This window comes from Rhizobacter sp. Root404, assembly GCF_001425865.1.
GTDB lineage: Bacteria > Pseudomonadota > Gammaproteobacteria > Burkholderiales > Burkholderiaceae_C > LMDS01.
On sequence record NZ_LMDS01000001.1, the window covers coordinates 357,940 to 373,565 of the forward strand.

At 69.3% G+C, this 15,626-nt stretch carries 19 protein-coding genes; 13 read left to right on the plus strand and 6 right to left on the minus strand.

Features of this window, described 5'->3' with window-relative positions; all coding sequences use genetic code 11:
- The first annotated feature begins 2 nt into the window (after positions 1-2).
- Positions 3-1,487: a carboxypeptidase M32 gene (locus ASC76_RS01780; RefSeq protein ID WP_200947086.1), complete on the plus strand. Its 1,485-nt coding sequence runs from the start codon at positions 3-5 to the stop codon at positions 1,485-1,487.
- Between the two features lie 15 nt (positions 1,488-1,502).
- Here ASC76_RS01780 and ASC76_RS01785 read toward each other — a convergent pair whose 3' ends face one another.
- Positions 1,503-2,720: a patatin-like phospholipase family protein gene (locus ASC76_RS01785; RefSeq protein WP_056461495.1), complete on the minus strand. Its 1,218-nt coding sequence runs from the start codon at positions 2,718-2,720 to the stop codon at positions 1,503-1,505.
- A gap of 101 nt (positions 2,721-2,821) precedes the next feature.
- Positions 2,822-3,364 carry a phasin family protein gene (locus tag ASC76_RS01790; protein ID WP_056461503.1) on the minus strand — a complete coding sequence of 181 codons (543 nt, stop codon included), beginning with the start codon at positions 3,362-3,364 and terminating at the stop codon, positions 2,822-2,824.
- 163 nt (positions 3,365-3,527) lie between these two features.
- On the opposite strand from ASC76_RS01790, the gene ASC76_RS01795 reads away from it, so the two are divergent.
- Positions 3,528-5,525 (plus strand): SDR family oxidoreductase, encoded by a 1,998-nt coding sequence (locus ASC76_RS01795; protein WP_056461505.1) that lies wholly within the window; start codon positions 3,528-3,530, stop codon positions 5,523-5,525.
- Here ASC76_RS01795 and ASC76_RS01800 read toward each other — a convergent pair whose 3' ends face one another.
- Genes ASC76_RS01800 through ASC76_RS01815 form a run of 4 tightly spaced genes read right to left on the minus strand, consistent with a single transcriptional unit; the run spans position 5,526 to position 8,691 of the window.
- Positions 5,526-6,152 carry a membrane integrity-associated transporter subunit PqiC gene (locus ASC76_RS01800; RefSeq protein ID WP_056461510.1) on the minus strand — a complete coding sequence of 209 codons (627 nt, stop codon included), beginning with the start codon at positions 6,150-6,152 and terminating at the stop codon, positions 5,526-5,528.
- Positions 6,149-7,135: an MlaD family protein gene (locus tag ASC76_RS01805; protein WP_056461514.1), complete on the minus strand. Its 987-nt coding sequence runs from the start codon at positions 7,133-7,135 to the stop codon at positions 6,149-6,151. Before ASC76_RS01805 ends, ASC76_RS01800 begins: the two co-directional genes overlap by 4 nt.
- Positions 7,132-7,923, minus strand: coding sequence for an ABC transporter ATP-binding protein (locus tag ASC76_RS01810; RefSeq protein WP_056461517.1), 792 nt, complete (start codon positions 7,921-7,923; stop codon positions 7,132-7,134). The genes ASC76_RS01805 and ASC76_RS01810 overlap by 4 nt, the downstream gene beginning before the upstream one ends.
- 3 nt (positions 7,924-7,926) lie before the next feature.
- Positions 7,927-8,691 (minus strand): ABC transporter permease, encoded by a 765-nt coding sequence (locus ASC76_RS01815; RefSeq protein WP_056461519.1) that lies wholly within the window; start codon positions 8,689-8,691, stop codon positions 7,927-7,929.
- Between the two features lie 111 nt (positions 8,692-8,802).
- Here ASC76_RS01815 and argB point away from each other — a divergent pair, with 111 nt between their 5' ends.
- The 11 genes from argB to ASC76_RS01870 are packed head-to-tail and all read left to right on the plus strand — an operon-like array spanning position 8,803 to position 15,611.
- Positions 8,803-9,738, plus strand: a complete 936-nt coding sequence (argB, locus tag ASC76_RS01820) for an acetylglutamate kinase (protein ID WP_056461522.1) — start codon at positions 8,803-8,805, stop codon at positions 9,736-9,738.
- 4 nt (positions 9,739-9,742) lie between these two features.
- Positions 9,743-10,648: a DMT family transporter gene (locus tag ASC76_RS01825; protein WP_235580307.1), complete on the plus strand. Its 906-nt coding sequence runs from the start codon at positions 9,743-9,745 to the stop codon at positions 10,646-10,648.
- Complete coding sequence (locus tag ASC76_RS01830; RefSeq protein ID WP_056461525.1) at positions 10,645-11,397, plus strand: pyrimidine 5'-nucleotidase; 753 nt, start codon at positions 10,645-10,647, stop codon at positions 11,395-11,397. Before ASC76_RS01825 ends, ASC76_RS01830 begins: the two co-directional genes overlap by 4 nt.
- Complete coding sequence (gene slmA / locus ASC76_RS01835) at positions 11,394-12,077, plus strand: nucleoid occlusion factor SlmA (RefSeq protein WP_082548626.1); 684 nt, start codon at positions 11,394-11,396, stop codon at positions 12,075-12,077. Before ASC76_RS01830 ends, slmA begins: the two co-directional genes overlap by 4 nt.
- 11 nt (positions 12,078-12,088) lie before the next feature.
- Positions 12,089-12,778, plus strand: a complete 690-nt coding sequence (gene pdeM / locus ASC76_RS01840; protein ID WP_056461530.1) for a ligase-associated DNA damage response endonuclease PdeM — start codon at positions 12,089-12,091, stop codon at positions 12,776-12,778.
- A 34-nt stretch (positions 12,779-12,812) separates the two neighbouring features.
- Positions 12,813-13,691, plus strand: coding sequence for an ATP-binding protein (locus ASC76_RS01845; protein WP_056461533.1), 879 nt, complete (start codon positions 12,813-12,815; stop codon positions 13,689-13,691).
- Complete coding sequence (locus ASC76_RS01850; protein WP_056461538.1) at positions 13,688-14,125, plus strand: NUDIX domain-containing protein; 438 nt, start codon at positions 13,688-13,690, stop codon at positions 14,123-14,125. The genes ASC76_RS01845 and ASC76_RS01850 overlap by 4 nt, the downstream gene beginning before the upstream one ends.
- Entirely contained in the window at positions 14,122-14,520 is a 399-nt protein-coding gene (gene hisI / locus ASC76_RS01855; protein WP_056461541.1) for a phosphoribosyl-AMP cyclohydrolase, read from the plus strand. The genes ASC76_RS01850 and hisI overlap by 4 nt, the downstream gene beginning before the upstream one ends.
- An 8-nt stretch (positions 14,521-14,528) precedes the next feature.
- Positions 14,529-14,870, plus strand: coding sequence for a phosphoribosyl-ATP diphosphatase (locus ASC76_RS01860; protein ID WP_235580308.1), 342 nt, complete (start codon positions 14,529-14,531; stop codon positions 14,868-14,870).
- Positions 14,867-15,256 (plus strand): hypothetical protein, encoded by a 390-nt coding sequence (locus tag ASC76_RS01865; RefSeq protein WP_056461547.1) that lies wholly within the window; start codon positions 14,867-14,869, stop codon positions 15,254-15,256. Before ASC76_RS01860 ends, ASC76_RS01865 begins: the two co-directional genes overlap by 4 nt.
- A 7-nt stretch (positions 15,257-15,263) precedes the next feature.
- A complete protein-coding gene (locus ASC76_RS01870) occupies positions 15,264-15,611 on the plus strand; it encodes a histidine triad nucleotide-binding protein (protein WP_056461550.1) in 348 nt (115 codons plus the stop codon).
- The last annotated feature ends 15 nt before the right edge of the window (positions 15,612-15,626 follow it).

A 15,626-nucleotide genomic window follows, 5' to 3' on the forward strand; every position in this document is an offset into this window, starting at 1 on the left:
CCATGAACAGCGCCTACGACGAACTGACCGCGCTCTGGACGCGGATGCACCACTTCCGCCACCTGCAGTCCATCGCCAGCTGGGACCAGGCCGCGATGATGCCGCCCAAGGGCAACACCGCCCGCGCCAACGCGCTGGCCGAGATGGAGGGCCTGCTGCACGGCCTGCGCACCGATCCGAAGCTGGTCGATCTGCTGCGCCGCGCCGAGGGCGAGGGCATCGATCCGTTCGCCCGCGCGAACCTCGGCGAGATCCGGCGCGAGTGGCGCGCGTCGAATGCGCTGCCGCAATCGCTGGTCGAGGCGATCACGCGCGCCGGCGCGCGCTGCGAGCACGCCTGGCGCACCCAGCGTCCGGCGAACGATTGGGCGGGCTTTCTCGAGAACTTCCGCGAGGTGCTGAGGCTCGGTCGCGAGGTCGCGCAGCGCCTGTCCGACGAGACCGGCCTCGCGCCCTACGACGCGCTGATGGACCAGTACGAGCCCGGCACCACCAGCGCCGAGGTCGACCGCGTGTTCGGCGACCTGCAGCAGTGGCTGCCGGGCCTGGTGACCCGGGTGCGCGAGCGCCAGGCGCGCGAGGCGGTGGTCGCGCCGATCGGCCCGTTTCCGAAGGCGGCGCAACGCGCGCTCAGCCTGGACGTGATGGCACTGCTCGGCTTCGATTTCGACGCCGGCCGGCTCGACGAGAGCGCGCACCCGTTCAGCGGTGGCGTGCCGGAGGACACGCGGCTGACCACGCGCTACCGCGAAGACGACCTGATGCAGAGCCTGCTGGGCACGATCCACGAGACCGGTCACGCGCGCTACGAACAGGGCCTGCCGCGCGAGTGGCTCGGCCAGCCGGTGGCCCGCGCGCGCTCGATGGGCATCCATGAAAGCCAGAGCCTGAGCTTCGAGATGCAGCTCGGCCGCAGCCGCCCGTTCGCCGACCTGCTGGCGCCGCTGCTGCGCAAGCACTTCGGGGACCAGCCCGCGTTCGAGCCGGGCAACCTGCACCGGCTGATGACCCGGGTCGAACCCGGCTTCATCCGCGTCGACGCCGACGAGCTGACCTACCCGGCGCACGTGATCCTGCGCTACGGCATCGAGAAGGCGCTGATCGACGGCAGCCTGGCGGCCGACGACATCCCGGCGCGCTGGGACGACGGCATGCGCACGCTGCTCGGCGTCGACACCCGGGGCAACTACCGCGACGGACCGCTGCAGGACGTGCACTGGACCGGCGGCGCGTTCGGCTACTTCCCCTGCTACACGCTGGGCGCGATGTACGCGGCGCAGTGGTTCGCGGCGATCCGCCAGGCGCATCCCGAGCTGGATGCGCGTGTCGCCGCGGGCGACCTCTCACCGGCGTTCGACTGGCTGCGCGAGCGCATCTGGTCGCAGGCCAGCCGCTGGCCGACCGCCGAGCTGGCGACCCGTGCGACCGGCGAGGCGTTGAACCCGGCGCACTTCAGGCGCCACCTCGAATCGCGCTACCTCGGCTGATCCGGACGGCGCCGTTCAGGCGCCTTGTGCCACCAGCACGTCGTCGAGGTCGTCCAGCACTTCCTCGAGCCGGTGCAGCGCCTGCGCGGTGTTGCGCGTGGCGGCGCGCGCCGGGCTGAGCAGGCGGCGCGGCTGGTCGAGCACCGCCGCGTCGATCCGCACGCCGTGCGGCGCGAGCTGCGCGGCGAGCCGGCCGCGGCGCGAGCGCAGCATCCGGCGCGTCTGCTGGTACGCATGCTCGGCCAGCGTGCGGCGCTGCGAGTAGCTGAAGGTGTTGGCGAGGAACATCGCCGGGTCGCGCTGGTCCGGTTCGAACAGCACGATCGTCGTGCCGGGGTGGCTGCGCTCGTAGCCCTTCATGCCGATTTCCAGCCGCGAGTGGATCAGCGTGCGAAAGGTCTGCGACAGCACCACCGGCAGCCCGCCGTCGACCAGCCGCGGAATCGGCTCGCCGGCGCGGGACAGCACGCGCGGGTGGGTCGCATGCGTGCTGTCGAACGGCACCAGCGGGTTCAGGCAGATCAGCAGGTCCAGGCCCTCGTCGAGCAGCACCGACGCGTGCAGCGTCTTCTTCAGCGCGCCGTCGACATAGTGGTGGCCGTCGATCTCGACCGGCGGGAACAGCCCCGGCAGCGCGGCGCTGGCCTGCACCGCCTTCGAGATCGGCACGTGGTCGAAGCCGGGCTGGCCGAACGGTGCGGATTCGCCACTGTCCAGGTCGGTCGCGACCAGCACCAGCTTGCGCTTCAGCTGGCGAAAGTCGTTGGTGCGGCCGGGCGCGTCGAACTGGCGCTGCAGCTGCACGTCGATCATCGCGTTCGAGAACAGCCCGGTCGGCAGCACGCGCCCGAGTCGTTCGACGGTGCTCGACAGCGAGCGCCGCGTGAACGCATAGCGCAGCGCCGCGCCGGCAACCAGGCCGGGCAGCGTCGCGAGGCGGCGCGCGAACTCGCCCCACGCGGGGCGGATCAGCAGTGCGGGCTCGAAGATGTCGTGCGCGGCGCCGACGTTCTCGATGAACGAGGCGCACAACTCGCGCGGCGTCATGCCGTTGGCCAGGCCGGCCGCGATGAAGCCGCCCGCCGAAACGCCGACATAGCTGTGGCATTCGGTGAAGTCCAGGCCGGCCAGCGATTCTTCGAGCGCGCACAGCGCGCCGATCTCATAGATCGCGCCGAGCGGGCCGCCGCCGGCCAGCGCCAGGCCGATGCGCGGGGAAGGGGAACGGGTCATGGGGGAAGGGAGACGGGAAACAGAAGTGGGCGATCAACCGCGCGCCTGGCGGACATGAGAAGGGGCGCCGCAGCGCCCCGTCCGGTCGATCGTTCGCCCGCTCAGGCGGCTGTGGCCTTCTTGGCGGCGGCGCGCTTCACCGCCGCCTTCTTGGCCGGCGCCTTGGCAGCCGGCGTGGCGGCGGTCTTCTTCGCGGTGGCCTTGGCCGGTGCGGCCTTCGACAGCTTCGCGACCTTGGTGCTGAGTTCGTCGATGCGCGCCATCAGCGCCTCCACGTCCTTGGCCGAGGGCACGCCGAGCTTGTTCAGCGCCTTGGCGGTGCGCTCCTCGAAGATGCCTTCGAGCTTGTCCCAATGCTGACCGGCCTTGGCCTGCACGTCGCCGGCCATGCTGCTCATCCGGCTGGTGACTTCGGTGATCTTGTCTTCCGCCGCTGACGTGGTCTTCTTCTGCAGGCTCGTGCCTTCCTTGACCAGCGCCTCGAACACCTTGGTGCCTTCGGCCTGCGCGCGCGAGAACGCGCCCATGCCGGCGAGCCAGATCTGCTGCGCCGAGTCCTTCACCTGACCGGCCAGGGCGCTGTCGAACAGGCGACCGGTGGAGGCGGCTTGCTTGTCAGCCATCTGCTTGAGCTTCTTGACCATGGTGCGAGTCCTGTGTGTGTTGATCGCGCCGACTATAGGCAGCTGTCATAGGGAGCGCATCCTAATTTGCGGGGTGCCGCTCCGGGTAAATCGCAGGCAAGCCGCACTGGGGTTTGGTCAAGAATGCGCGCTGCCACTTTGAGCGCCCACGGAGGAACACCCCATGCACTATTTCGTCACCGGCGCGACCGGCTTCATCGGCAAGCGCCTGGTCAAGACCTTGCTCGAGCGGCGCGGCGCGACCGTCTCCTTCCTGCTGCGTCCGGAAAGCGAAGGCAAGGTCGCGGGGCTGCTCGAGTACTGGGGCACCACCAAGGCGAAGGCGGTTCCGGTCTACGGCGACCTGACGGCCAAGAAGCTCGGCGTCGCCGCCGACGACATCAAGAGGCTCAAGGGCAAGGTCGATCACGTCTATCACCTGGCGGCGGTCTACGACCTGTCGGCGGACGAAGCGTCGCAGGTCAAGGTCAACATCGAGGGCACGCGCAACGCGGTCGAGTTCGCGAAGGCGATCGATGCCGGCCACCTGCACCACGTGAGCTCGATCGCCGCGGCCGGCATGTACGAGGGCGTGTTCCGCGAGGACATGTTCGACGAGGCCGAAGGCCTGGACCATCCGTACTTCATGACCAAGCACGAGAGCGAGAAGATCGTGCGCAAGGAATCGAAGGTGCCGTGGACGGTGTACCGCCCGGCGCTGGTCGTCGGCGACTCGACGACCGGCGAGATGGACAAGATCGACGGCCCGTACTACTTCTTCAAGCTGATCCAGCGCATGCGCCAGATCCTGCCGCCGTGGATGCCGAGCGTCGGTCTGGAGGGCGGGCGCATCAACATCGTGCCGGTCGACTTCGTCGTCGCCTCGCTCGACCACATCAGCCACAGCAAGGCCGAGCTGAACAAGAAGTGCTTCCACCTGGTCGACCCGAAGGGGTACCGCGTCGGCGACGTGCTCGACATCTTCAGCAAGGCCGCCCACGCGCCGAAGATGAACCTGTTCATCAACGCCGCGCTGCTCGGCTTCATCCCGAAGAGCGTCAAGAAGGGAATGATGGCGCTGGCGCCGGTACGCCGGGTGCGCGCTGCGGTCATGAAGGACCTCGGCCTGCCCGACGACATGATGACCTTCATCAACTTCCCGACCCGCTACGACTGCCGCGAGACGCTGGCGGCGCTGAAGGGCTCGGGCATCGAGTGCCCGAACCTGCACGACTACGCGTGGCGGCTGTGGGACTACTGGGAGCGTCACCTCGATCCGGCGCTGCTGATCGACAAGTCGCTGCGCGGCACGGTCGGCGGCAAGGTGGTGCTGGTGACCGGCGGCTCGTCGGGCATCGGCCTGGCAGCGGCGGTCAAGTTCGCGAAGGCCGGCGCGATCACGATCATCTGCGCTCGCGATGCCGCCAAGCTCGAGGAGGCCCGCCGGGAGATCCTCGCCGAGGCCGGCAAGGACGCGATCGTGCACGTCTACTCGGCCGACATCGCCGACGAGGCGAGCTGCAAGGCCTTCGTCGCGCAGCTGCAAGCCGACCACGGCGGCGTCGACTTCCTGATCAACAACGCCGGGCGCTCGATTCGCCGCGCGATCGAGGCCAGCTACGACCGCTTCCACGACTACGAGCGCACGATGCAGCTGAACTACTTCGGCTCGCTGCGCATCACGACCGGCCTGCTGCCCGGCATGGTCGCGAAGAAGCGAGGCCACATCGTCAACATCAGCTCGATCAGCGTGCTGGTGAACGCACCGCGCTTCTCCGCCTATGTCGCGTCGAAGGCCGCGCTCGACGCGTGGACCAGCTGCGCCGCCAGCGAGTTCGCCGACCAGGGCATCACGTTCACCACGGTCAACATGCCGCTGGTGCGCACCCCGATGACCGCGCCGACCAAGATCTACGACAACATGCCGCTGCTGTCGACCGACGAGGCGTCGGACCTGATCGTGCAGGCCTGCGTCGACAAGCCGGTGCGCGTGGCCACGCGCCTGGGCATCTCGGTCGAGCTGCTGCACGCGGCGGTGCCGCGGATCACTCAGATCCTGATGAACACGACCTTCCGGATGTTCCCGGACAGCGCCGCGGCCAAGGGCGAGAAGGGCGGAAAAGCCACGCTGTCACCCGAGGCCATGGCGATGGCCGAGATGATGCGCGGCATCCACTTCTGATCAGGGTTTCGCGGCGCGGACCATCGTCGCGGCTTCGGCCGCGACCTTCTCGATCAGTGTGGAGATCGTCTGCGCGTGGCCCTGCGGGGTGTCGGCGTTCGACGGGATGTCGACGCCGAGATCGCGGGTCGCCAGCACCTTGGCCGGCGTGCCGGCGCCGCTGAGCGTGATGCGCGCCCTGGCCTGCAGCTGCTGGCCGCTGCGCAGGTAGTCCATCGGCACCATGTTGACCTGCAGCGCCAGCGCCGGCACATGGTCGCCGCAGGTGGTGTCGCACATCGTCCAGCCCGGCAGCTGCTGGCGCAGCGCCGAGGAGAACTCGCGCGATACGCCGATCTCGATGCGCTCGGCCCAGTAGGTGTTCGGCCACTCGGCCAGCGTCGCCGGGTCGGCGCGGTAGCGCACCCGGCGCGCGACCAGGTACTCGGGGATCGCGATCCGGCGCACCGCGATCAGCGCCGCAGCGGCCGACGCCGCCGGCGCAGCCGGTGCGGCGCTGCCCGCGGGCATCACCACCGGCGGCAGCGTCAGCAGCATCGGGGCGGGCGAGGGCGACGCGCAGGCGGCGAGCAGGGCAGCGAGCGAGGCGGCCAGCGCGATCGGCGCGAGTTGGTGCAGGAGTTTCATTCGCGTTTGTTCCCGAAGATGACGGCGTTCGGCTTCTCTTCCAGCAGTTCGCTCCAGTCGCGCAGGCCGCGCGCGGCCTGCGACAGGTCGCGCAGTGCGGCGTCGAGATCGGCGCGCAGCGCGGCGTCCGGCGCGGTCATCTCGGCGACGCGGTTCATCGCGACCTTGGCCGATTCCGCCGCCTCGCGCGTGCCGGCCAGCGTGCGCTGCAGGTCGGGCTGCGCGGCGATCACGGTCTGCTTGGTCGCATCCGACAGCTGCGTGATCGAGGCCAGCGTGGCCGCCGAATTGACCTGCACCTGCTTGATCGCCTCGCTTGCGACCCGCAGCGTCTCGCGCGATGCGTTGCCCGCCTGCCCGACCTCGTTCGAGGCGCTGGCCAGCACCTTCTGCGTGCCGTCGAGGGTGCGCTGCACCGAGGTCAGCGTGCCGCGCAGCTCCTTGACGGTGTCGCGGATCTCCTGCACCGTGTCGGCCAGCGGCAGCTCGGCGACCTGGTCGAACAGCGCGCCGAAGCGCTCGGCCAGCGCCGGAATCTCGGGGCGGGTGCCGCCGCCGATCAGTGTCGCGGGCGTGTTCGGCACGAAGTCGAGCTCGATCGACTTCTGCCCCGTGACGAAGCTCTGCGCCACCAGCCGCGCGCGCAGGCCGCGCTGCACCAGCGTCGGCAGGTCGACCGGCGCGCCCTTGTCGGCGCCGCTGAAATGCAGCGCGTCGGTGCGCAACCGGATGCGCACCGGCACCAGCGCCTTCAGCGTCGCGCTGTCGACCTGGATGTCGATGTTCTCGACCTGGCCGATCGACACGCCGCGAAACCCGACCGGCGCGCCGACGTAGAGCCCGGTGACGTTGCCCTTGTAATAGATCATCGCCTCCTGCTGCTTCTTGAACAGGTCGTTGCCGCTCAGCCAGAGCACGCCGATCACGACCATCGCGAGCGCGGCGATCACGAAGGCACCGATCAACAGGGCGTTGCGTTTCATGGGGTGGCGGCCGAAGGCATGGTTGCGGATGGTACGGGCGGCGGCGGCTCCTCGCGGGCGAGGAAGGCGCGCACGGTCGGGTGGGTGGCGGTGTCGCGCAGCGCGCGCGGCGAGCCGTGCGCGATCGGCGACTTGCTCTCGGCGTCGAGAAAGATGCCGTCGTCGGCGATCGCGAACAGGCTGGGCAGCTCGTGGCTGACGAACACCACGGCCGCGCCGGTGCGCTCGCGGATCATCAGCACCAGGTCGTCCAGCCGCTTCGAGCTGATCGGGTCGAGGCCGGCGGACGGCTCGTCGAGGAAGATCAGCGGCGGCTCGGTCGCGATCGCGCGGGCGAGGCCCGCGCGCTTCTTCATGCCGCCCGACAGGTCGGACGGGAAGAAGTCGGCGAACTTGGCCAAGTCGACCCACTCGAGCACCTCGCGGGCGCGCGTCTCGCGCTGCGCCTCGTCGAGCTTTCCGGCCTGCTCCAGCGGCAGGCAGACGTTTTCGAGGATCGTCATCGACGACCACAGCGCCGCGCTCTGGAACAGCATGCCGAAGCCGGTGCGAAGCTCCGCCTGGCCGGCCTCGTCGGCAGCCCAGTAGTCGACGCCGTTGTAGGTGATCGTGCCCTGGGCCGGCGGCAGCAGGCCGACCAGGTGCTTGAGCAGCGTGCTCTTGCCGCAGCCGCTGCCACCCATGATCGCGAAGATCGTGCCGGGCTCGACCTCGAAGTTGATGCCGGTCTGGATCAGCCGCTCGCCGAAGCGCATCTCGAGGTTGCTGACCGAGAGCAGGGCCGTCATCGCTCAGATCCCCAGCGCGTTCGCGCAGACCGCGAACACCGCGTCGAGCACGATGATGCCGACGATGCTGATGACGACCGCGTTGGTCGTCGCCACGCCCACGCCCTCGGCATTGCGTTCGGCGTACAGGCCGCAATAGCTGCCGACCATGCCGATCAGCGCGCCGAACACGAACGACTTGGAGAAACCCAGGCCGAGGTGCGACCAGTCGAGCGCGTCGAGCGTGCGGTCGAGGTAGGCGGCCGGCGAGATGCCCAACATGCCGCCCGCCACCACCATGCCGCCGATCAGCCCGGTGACGCAGCCGTAGACGTACAGCAGCGGCATCATCAGCAGCAGCGAGGTGACCCGCGGCAGCACCAGGAAGTTGACCGCGTTGATGCCGAGCACCTCGAGCGCGTCGACCTCCTCGTTGGCCTGCATCGTCGCCAGCTCGGCGGCGAACGCCGCGCCGGTGCGGCCGGCCATCACGACCGCGGTGATGATCGCGGCCATCTCGCGCGCCACCGCGATGCCCACCAGGTCGGCCACGTAGATGCCGGCGCCGAACTTGACCAGCTGCACCGCGCCGACGAAGGCCAGGATCGCGCCGACCAGCACGTTGACGACGGTGACGATCGGCACCGCGCGGGCGCTGCAGTCGGCCATCACGCGGCCCAGGTCCTTCAGCCGGAACTGCCAGCCGCCGCGCAACGCTTCGAATGCCGCGATCAGCACCTGCCCGAGAAAGGCAATGGGGCGGACGGGGAGGAGCGTGGTGAGGTGCATGGAGTGAGCGCGATTGTGCCGTCAAGCTCGCGCGCGCGCATCATTTCGTTAGCAGTCGTCACCGACCCCGGCCCCTACAATCGATTTTCATTTCGCCCTGCCGAGCCGACCATGACTTCCGACGCGCCGAAAACCGCTCCCGCCAGCCCTGCGGACGCCCCCGACCTGTCCCACATCTCGCCGCGCGACAAGGCCGAGATCCTGGCGCAGGCGCTCCCGTACATCCGCAAGTTCCACGGCAAGACCATCGTGATCAAGTACGGCGGCAACGCGATGACCGACCCGGCGCTGCAGCAGGACTTCGCCGAGGACGTGGTGCTGCTCAAGCTCGTCGGGCTGAACCCCGTCGTCGTGCACGGCGGCGGCCCGCAGATCGAGGAGGCGCTGGCCAAGGTCGGCAAGAAGGGCACGTTCATTCAGGGCATGCGCGTGACGGACGACGAGACGATGGAAGTCGTCGAGTGGGTGCTGGCCGGCCAGGTGCAGCAGGACATCGTCGGGCTGATCAACGTCGCCGGCGGCAAGGCCGTCGGGCTGACCGGGCGCGACGGCGGGCTGATCCGCGCGCGCAAGCTGAAGATGGTCGACCTGAAGGACCCGAACAAGGTGCACGACATGGGCAATGTCGGCGAGATCGAGTCGATCGACCCGAGCGTCGTCAAGGCGCTGCAGGACGACCAGTTCATCCCGGTGATCTCGCCGCTCGGTTTCGGCGCCGACAACGAGAACTACAACATCAATGCCGACGTGGTCGCGGGCAAGCTGGCCGAGGTGCTGAAGGCCGAGAAGCTGATCATGCTGACGAACATTCCCGGCGTGCTCGACAAGTCCGGCAAGCTGCTGACCAACCTGAGTGCGCGCGAGATCGACGAGCTGTTCGCCGACGGCACGATCAGCGGCGGCATGATGCCCAAGATCGACTCCGCGCTCGCTGCCGCGAAGAACGGCGTCAACACCGTCCACGTGATCGACGGCCGGGTGCCGCACGCGATGCTGCTGGAGGTGCTGACCGAGCAGGCCTACGGCACCATGATCCGTTCCCACTGACGTCTTGACCTCCGACCGCTCGACCGCGGCGCTGTTCGCCGCCTGCGCGGCCGGGGCGCTGTGGGGCACCGGCGCGCTCGTCGTCAACCTGCTGATCGCGCGGCACGGCTTCAGCCCCCAGACGATCTCGTTCTGGCGCTTCGTCGTCGGCAGCGTCGTGCTGCTGGCGGTGTTCGGGCGGCCGGCGCTGTGGCGCGCGGTGCGGCCTCAGATCGGCCTGGTGATCGCTTCGGGTGCCTGCATGGCGCTGTACGTGCTGTGCTGGTTCCTCGGCATCGAGCGGATCGGGGCGTCGATCCCGACGCTGATTTCGCTGTGCCTCGCGCCGGTACTGGTGACTGCGGTTGCGGTGGCGCGCGGTCAGGAGCGGCTGGATGGATCGCTGCTCGCGGTGCTGACGGCGGCGCTGTCGGGCACCGCGCTGATCGTCACGCGGCACGGCGGCACGAGCGAGGCGCTGCCGTGGGCCACGATGCTCGCCGGCGTCGGCTTCTCGATCGCGTCGGCGATGCTCTACGCGGCGTTCACGCTGGTCAGCGGGCGCATGTCGCAGACCCTGGGCGCCGGGCCGATGACGACCTGCCTGACAGTCATCGCGGCCGTCGTGATGGGGTTGTCAGGGCTGTACCGGCCGTTGGCCTGGCCGGCCGAGGTCGCGCCCGAAGCCTGGTTGCTCTACCTCGGCGTCGTCACCGCGGCGCTGGCGCTGCTCGCGTTCAGCTGGGGCGCGGCCCGGCTGACGCCGACCGCGCTGACGGTCGCGACGCTGGTCGAACCGCTGACGGCGGTCGCCCTGTCGGCGCTGCTCCTCGGCGAGCACCTGAGCGCCGGGCAGTGGCTCGGCGGCGCGCTGCTGATGGGCAGCATCTGGGGATTGAGCGCGCGCGGCTCGCGGCAGGTGGCGGCATGAAGCGCCACGCTGCCCGTCCGCGCACCCGCGTCTGGTTGTTCGACCTCGACAACACGCTGCACGACGCCAGCCACGCGGCATTCGGCCAGACCAGCCTGGCGATGAACGAGTACATGGTCGGCCACCTCGGCCTGGCGCCGGCCGAGGCCGCGCGCCTGCGCCAGCACTACTGGAGCCGCTACGGCGCGACGCTGCTGGGGCTGGTGCGCCACCACGGCGTCCAGGCCGCGCACTTTCTCGAGGCCACGCACCGCCATCCCGGGCTCGAGCAGCGCCTGCGCACCAGCCTGCACGACCGCGCCGCGCTGGCCCGGCTGCCTGGGCGCCGCTACGTCCTGACGAACGCGCCGCGCGACTACACGATGCGCGTGCTCGACACGCTGCGGCTGACGCCGCTCTTCGACGGCGTCATCAGCATCGAGGACATGTCGATGTTCGGCCAGCTGCGCCCCAAGCCCGACGCGCGCCTGTTCAGGCACATCGCGGTGCGGCTGCGCGTACGGCCGGTCGACTGCGTGCTGGTCGAGGACATGCTCGAGAACCAGAAGGCCGCGCGCAGCGTCGGCATGCAGACCGCCTGGATGCGCCGTTACCTCGAGGGGCGCTACCGCGGGCACCTGCGGGGCGGCGCCAGCAGCGGTTCCAACGCCGGTTTCAAGCCCCGCGAAGTTGGTGTTCACCCTTGCCCGAGCCCGCGGTATGTGTGTGCCAAAATTCGCTCGCTGCAACAGTTGCTCACGCTCGGATGACTTCCAACTCAGACACCGGCGAGCCCGAACCCGCGGAACCGACAGACGGCGTTGCAGCGGCCGAGGTGTCGCCCGTTGTCGTCGCCTTGGCGCCGGTCCGCAAGCGGCCCAAGCCCGGCGAACGCCGCGTGCAGATCCTGCAGACGCTGGCGAACATGCTCGAGCAGCCGGGTGCCGACCGCATCACCACCGCGGCGCTTGCGGCCCGGCTCGATGTCTCGGAGGCGGCGCTCTACCGTCACTTCGCCAGCAAGGCGCAGATGTTCGAGGGCCTGATCGAGTTCATCGAGCAGAGCGTGTTCACGCTGATCAACCAGATCCACGAGCGCGAGACCGTCGCGCTGGTGCAGGCGCAGAAGATGCTGACCGTGCTGCTGCAGTTCGCCGAGAAGAACCCGGGCATGGCGCGGGTGATGGTCGGTGACGCGCTGGTGTTCGAGAACGAGCGGCTGCTGGCGCGCATGAACCAGTTCTTCGACCGCTTCGAGTCGCAGCTGCGGCAGAGCCTGCGCGGCATGGCCGATGCGTCCGGCTCGGCGACGCCGACCGTCGACGCGAACGCGCAGGCCTCGGTGCTGAAGGCCTTCGCGGTCGGGCGGTTGCAGCTGTTCGCGCGCTCCGGCTTCAAGCGCAGCCCGACCGAGCACCTGGACACCGCGCTGCGGATGCTGGCCTCCTGAGCGACGCGGCGATGGACCGGGTGGCGACCGTCACGCTGAAAGTCTCCGGCCAGACGCTGCTGCTGCTGCCGGAGAAAGTGGTCTTCCTGCCCGAGTGCGACACGCTGCTCGTCGCCGACGCCCACATCGGCAAGGCCACCAGCTTCCGCCAGCTCGGCGTGCCGGTGCCGGCCGGCACCACCGGCGAGACGCTGAGCGTGCTGACCCGGCTGATCCAGCGGCTCGACGCGAAGCGGGTGGTGTTCCTCGGCGACTTCCTGCACTCGGCGCGCTCGCTCGCGCCGGACACGCTCGCCACCGTGCGACGCTGGCGCGAGCTGCACGGCCCGGTCGAGATGACGCTGGTGCGCGGCAACCACGACGACCGCGCCGGCGATCCGCCGGCCGTGCTCGACATCCAGCCCTTCGACGAGCCGGTCGCGCTGCGCGGCCTCGCGCTCGCCCACCACCCGCGCCCGATGGCAGGCGCCTACGTGCTCGCCGGGCACTTGCATCCCTGCGTCAGCGTCGGCGGGCGGGCGCACGACTGGCACCGACTGCCATGCTTCTGGTTCTCCGACCGGGTCGGCGTGCTGCCGGCGTTCGGCGCCTTCACCGGCATGCAGGCGATCCGGCCGCGGCCGGGCGAGCGCGTCTACGCGGCGGCGCCCGACCGGGTCTTCGAGCTGCAACCGCGGCCGAAGCTCGTCGGCCGACTCTGACCCAGCGGCGGGCGCGCCGCTAAACTGCCGCCGCATGTCTTCATCCACCGACCCCCTGCTGCACCTGATCACCCGCGCCGAGGCGCTGCTCGGCCGGCTCGAAGCGGTGCTGCCGCATCCGCTGACGGACCCCGACTGGGCCGCCTCGATCGCCTTCCGCTACCGCAAGCGGGGTGGCTCGGGCGTGATCGAACCGGTGCGCCACGTCGCGCCCATCCGGCTCGGCTCGCTGGTCGAGGTCGAGCCGCAGAAGGCGCGGTTGCTGCGCAACACGCAGCAGTTCGTCGACGGCTTCGGCGCCAACAACGTGCTGCTGACCGGCGCGCGGGGCACCGGCAAGAGCTCGCTGATCAAGGCCTGCCTGAACGAGTTCGCCGACCGCGGGCTGCGGCTGATCGAAGTCGACAAGGCCGACCTGGTCGACCTGCCCGACATCGTCGACCTGGTCGCCGAGCGCGCCGAGCGCTTCATCGTGTTCTGCGACGACCTCAGCTTCGACGAGGGCGAGCCCGGCTACAAGGCGCTCAAGTCGATCCTCGACGGATCGGTCTCGCAGGCCAGCGACAACGTGCTGATCTACGCCACCAGCAACCGCCGCCACCTGCTGCCCGAGTACATGAAGGAGAACCTGAGCTACCAGCACCTGGAGAACGGCGAGGTGCATCCGGGCGAGGTGGTCGAGGAGAAGATCTCGCTGAGCGAGCGCTTTGGCCTCTGGGTCAGCTTCTACCCGTTCAGCCAGGACGAGTACCTCGCGATCGTCGCGCAGTGGCTGCGCGGCGCCGGCGTGCCGGAGGAAGCGATCGCCGCGGCCCGTCAGGAGAGCCTGGTCTGGGCGCTGGAGCGCGGGTCGCGCTCTGGGCGCGTGGCGTTCCAGTTCGCGAAGGACTATGCCGGGCGGCACCACGCATGAGTGAGGGCGCCGAGCGTACGCCGGTGGATGTCGCCGTCGGGGTGTTGATCAATTCCGAGGGCCAGTTCCTGCTGACCTCGCGCCCCGCGGGCAAGGTCTACGCCGGCTACTGGGAATTCCCGGGAGGAAAGCTGGAGCGCGGCGAGACCGTGGAGGCCGCGTTGCGGCGCGAGCTGGTCGAAGAGATCGGCATCGAGATCGGCGCGGTGGAGCCTTGGAAGGTCGAGATCGTCGACTACGAGCATGCCCGCGTGCGGCTGCACTTCTGCAAGGTGTTCGACTGGACCGGCGCGTTCGAGATGCGCGAGCAGCAGGCGATGGCCTGGCAGGACCTCCCGGTGCGCGTGGCGCCGGTGTTGCCCGGCACGCTGCCGGTGCTGCGGTGGTTCGCCGAGGAGCGAGGCTTCACCGGCGCCACTACACTGGCTCCATGAACTGGCTGGACGACATCAAGTGGGACGCGAACGGCCTGGTGCCGGCGATCGCGCAGGAAATCGGCAGCAACGACGTGCTGATGTTCGCGTTCATGAACCGCGAGGCGCTCGCGAAGACCGCCGAGCTCGGCGAGGCGGTGTATTTCAGCCGCTCGCGCAAGCGCCTCTGGCACAAGGGCGAGGAGAGCGGCAACGTGCAGAAGGTGCACGAGCTGCGCCTGGATTGCGACAACGACGTGGTGCTGCTGAAGGTCGAGCAGCTCGGCCATGCGCCGCACGAGCCCGGCATCGCCTGCCACACCGGTCGTCATTCCTGCTTCTTCCAGCAGCTGAAGGACGGCGAATGGAAAGCGGTGGACCCGGTCTTGAAAGACCCGCAGAGCATCTACAAATGACAGCCACCATGAACGACACCCTGGAGCGCCTGGCCGGCGTGATCGAATCGCGCAAATCGGGCGACCCGGACAAGAGCTACGTGGCGCGCCTGTTCCACAAGGGCAACGACGCGATCCTGAAGAAGATCGGCGAAGAGGCCACCGAGGTGGTGATGGCCTGCAAGGACGGCGAGGGGCCGAAGATCGTCGCCGAGGTGGCCGACCTGTGGTTCCACTGCATGCTGGCCCTCAGCGCCTACGGCCTGAAGCCGGCCGACGTGCTGGCCGAGCTGGAGCGCCGCGGCGGCCAGTCGGGCCTGGAAGAATTCGCGGCCCGACGGTCGCAGCAGCGGGAGAAGGACGGGATATGAACGACATCATCGAGAACGGCAGCGGCACGGTGCAGCGCGACGATTCGCTGCGCACGATCGGCCACATCAGCTACGCGCTGCACGCGATCGTCGCGATCGGCGCGGTGCTGCCCGGCGTGCAGGCCAGCATCGTGCTGTTGCTCGCGGCGTTCATCCTCGACCTGGTCAAGAAGGACGACGCGCGCGGCACCTGGCAGGAGTCGCACTTCCGCTGGCGCATTCGCAGCGTGCTGTGGGCCGGCGTACTGTACGTCGTGACGATCCCGCTGTGGCTGCTGTTCCTGGTCCCCGGCTGGATCGCCTGGGCGGTCATCTCGATCTGGTTCCTGTACCGGGTGATCCGCGGCTGGCTGGCGCTCAACGATCGCCGGGCGATGCCGGAGTGAGCGCGTCATGAGCCATGATCCGAACTGCATCTTCTGCAAGATCGTCGACGGCAAGATCCCGGCGCGCAAGGTGTACGAGGACGACGAACTGCTCGTCTTCCACGACATCGCACCGTGGGCGCCGGTGCACGTGCTGGTGATCCCGAAGGAGCACGTCGCGACGATGTATGAGCTCGAGCAGCGCCACGCACCGCTGCTCGGCCGCATGCTGTCGATGGCGCCGGACCTGATGCGCCAGCTCGACGTGACGAACGGTTTCCGCACGCTGATCAATACCGGCGAAGACGGGCGCCAGGAGGTGCAGCACGTCCACATGCATGTCATGGGCGGCCCCCGCCCTTGGGCCAAAGGGTGATTCCGAAGCCGGTAC